Raw genomic sequence first — 2,558 nt, forward strand, 5'->3', positions numbered from 1 at the left:
AATTACCTCTCTGCCGTCAGCATGGCTGTTAGTATGGGAGGAATGAACCGTATGCCCTCGTCTCTCATCAATGCCATTACCACAGAACAATGGAATGGATCTGGAGGATTTGCTGAAGATCAGACCAGGTTTGATATGACTGTAACCTTGCACTCTGACAACGTTGAACTGTCGCCGGCTGTAAGCGGGGCTGTTTTAAATGTGCAGCAGGAGGGTCTAGAGGCTAAAGTCGTTGGAACTGGCGGAGACTACAGTGTCTTCAGCAGCGGTGGTCAAAAAACCGTGAACAAACAAAACGAAGGGACTTCACTCACGACCATTTACTATACCAATTAACCAATTAATCCGGCCATGATGAGCAAAGGGGCTGTCCCAAGGCGGGGCAGCCCCTTTTTTTTGTTTAAACTCAAACTTTCTGAAAGGGTATGAAAGGGTAGAGTAGGAAGCTGATATCAAATCTGTGCCCGTGACTTTTCATTGACGTCTCGCCGCACGCGGCTACTACGTGTCCACCAAGCCGATCGTCCATCAACCTCCCCTCATCAAACCGTGCATGCGGTTTTCCCGCACACGGTTTTCCGATGTTCTTCACCGCAAAGCATGCGCCTTCGTCCAAGCCGCTGTTGTCGGCACTTGATACAGACCGTACTTTTCGTACAGGATTCTGCTCGTAAACAAGGCATAACCGGCGCCCCGATCTCTGATCTTGTGGCGCTTACGCAGGTGAGTTCGAAGCCGTTCTTCAACATGACCACGCACGTTGGTCAATGTCTTGCTGCAGTTGCGATAATGGAAATAGCTCGCCCACCCTCGCACGGTAGCATTAAGCTCCTGCACTAATCCTGCCAGCGGTTTTACCGTTGTCACGCGTCGCGTCAGTTCGGTCACTCGATCTTTGATCTTTCGCAAGGACTTCTTCGATGGTTGAACATGGGGATACGATCTCCCTGTTCTTCTGCTTTTCCCCATCAGGATGGTGAACCCCAAAAAATCGAACTTCCCTTTGTAGGCATTGACGATCTTGGTCTTACCCTCATTCAAGGTGAGCTGTAACCGCTCCAGGATCTGCCTTAAAACGGCCATGGCCTCGCCGGATTTGCCCTTCCGGCAGAGGATAACGATGTCATCGGCATACCTGACGATGCGGGCACCCAACCGTTGTTGCAGATTGTGCCTTTCCCAAATCCTGTCTAAAATATGCAGGTAGAGATTAGCCAGCAGCGGCGAGATGACTCCGCCCTGTGGTGTCCCCTTGCGGTTGCCCTTGCCGCCGCCGATATTCCGCTTCGTGCCGTCCTTGTCCTCTTCCATGACCGGGGCCTTGAGCCACATCTGGATCAGGTGCAGAATCGCCCCGTCACAGATGCGTTCGGCGACAACGGCCATGAGATTGGAATGGGGGATGGTATCGAAGTACTTGGAGAGATCGGCGTCGATGACTTCTGGGTACCCGGTATTCAGGGCATAAGCTACGTCATCGACTGCATCGTGGGCTGACTTCTTCGGTCTGAATCCGTACGAGGTTTCGCAAAAATCCGCTTCGAAGATCGGCTCGATGACCAGTTTCGTGGCCATCTGCGCCACCCGGTCCCGGATGGTCGGAATACCCAAAGGGCGCTGACTGCCGTCGCTTTTCGGGATCATGACCCTTTTTACCGGATCGGGCTTATACGTCTTGTTTCTCAGTGCTTCTTCCAGCTCCGCGATGAATGCGGCCACCCCTTCCTGTTCCTCAATGGCCTCGAAGGTAAGGCCGTCAATCCCGGCACTCCCCCTGTTGGCGCGGACAAGGGCATAGGCATGACTGAGGATGTCACCCCGATAGACCTTGTCGTATAAGGCGTGAAAGCGGCAGGCTGGTTCCTGCTTGGCCTTGCGGTAGAGCTTCCTCTGTAGCGTTCTGATATTTTCCGGGGTTTTTAGCATCTCTGCAATCCCTCTATCCTCCGCCCTTCGGTTACGTGAACAAAGCAGGGCTCCTTCCCTCGGGCCGGGTTATGTTGTCCCAGACCCTCAAACGGTTATATAAGCCCCTCCGACTCCCGATGCGACCCAGCGTGATTTCGTTTCCTTATACACCCTGGTTGATGTTCCTCAACATCACCGCAGCGGGTCTCCAGCACTGGGTTGAATATCTTCCACAACATGCCATCCCTGCTACCCCGGAAGATCACACGGGCCGATTCCGTTTTCAGAGCCCATGCACAACGGCCTTCCCCATATGACCAGAGGGTCGGCATCTTCAAGCAGTAACGAGGCTACATATAGGTTCACTTTCGTTACGGCCTGCTGCTTTGCCAATTGGGAACTTACGACCCTCTGTTACCAGAACGCCGCTCCCTTGAACTACCGGGGTGTACGGACAACTCCCCGGACGGGACTTTAACCCGCCAGATATCTAACTGTTACTGCGTACGGTCAAGTCCGCTTTTGGCTTACCTCTGCCATGGCGTTAGTCAACATACCTCTCTAAGAGACTACCTGTCTTGCCAATTGGCGTTGGCTCAATACGGCTTCAGGCCCGGTCTTCTGTTTCCACAAAATGCGGCACCGAGGGA

General features: G+C 53.3%; 2 protein-coding genes. One reads left to right on the top strand and one right to left on the bottom strand.

Annotated features, from left to right (window positions below; all coding sequences use genetic code 11):
* Nucleotides 1-336 (top strand): hypothetical protein (locus KKE17_15705; protein MBU1711442.1); only part of this gene is annotated, 336 nt, incomplete at its 5' end.
* A 252-nt stretch (nt 337-588) separates the two neighbouring features.
* On the opposite strand, the gene ltrA is transcribed toward KKE17_15705, so the two are convergent.
* Nucleotides 589-1,926 carry a group II intron reverse transcriptase/maturase gene (gene ltrA / locus KKE17_15710; GenBank protein ID MBU1711443.1) on the bottom strand — a complete coding sequence of 446 codons (1,338 nt, stop codon included), beginning with the start codon at nt 1,924-1,926 and terminating at the stop codon, nt 589-591.
* Nucleotides 1,927-2,558 lie beyond the last annotated feature (632 nt).

The organism is Pseudomonadota bacterium, from assembly GCA_018823135.1.
Classification (GTDB): domain Bacteria; phylum Desulfobacterota; class Desulfobulbia; order Desulfobulbales; family CALZHT01; genus JAHJJF01.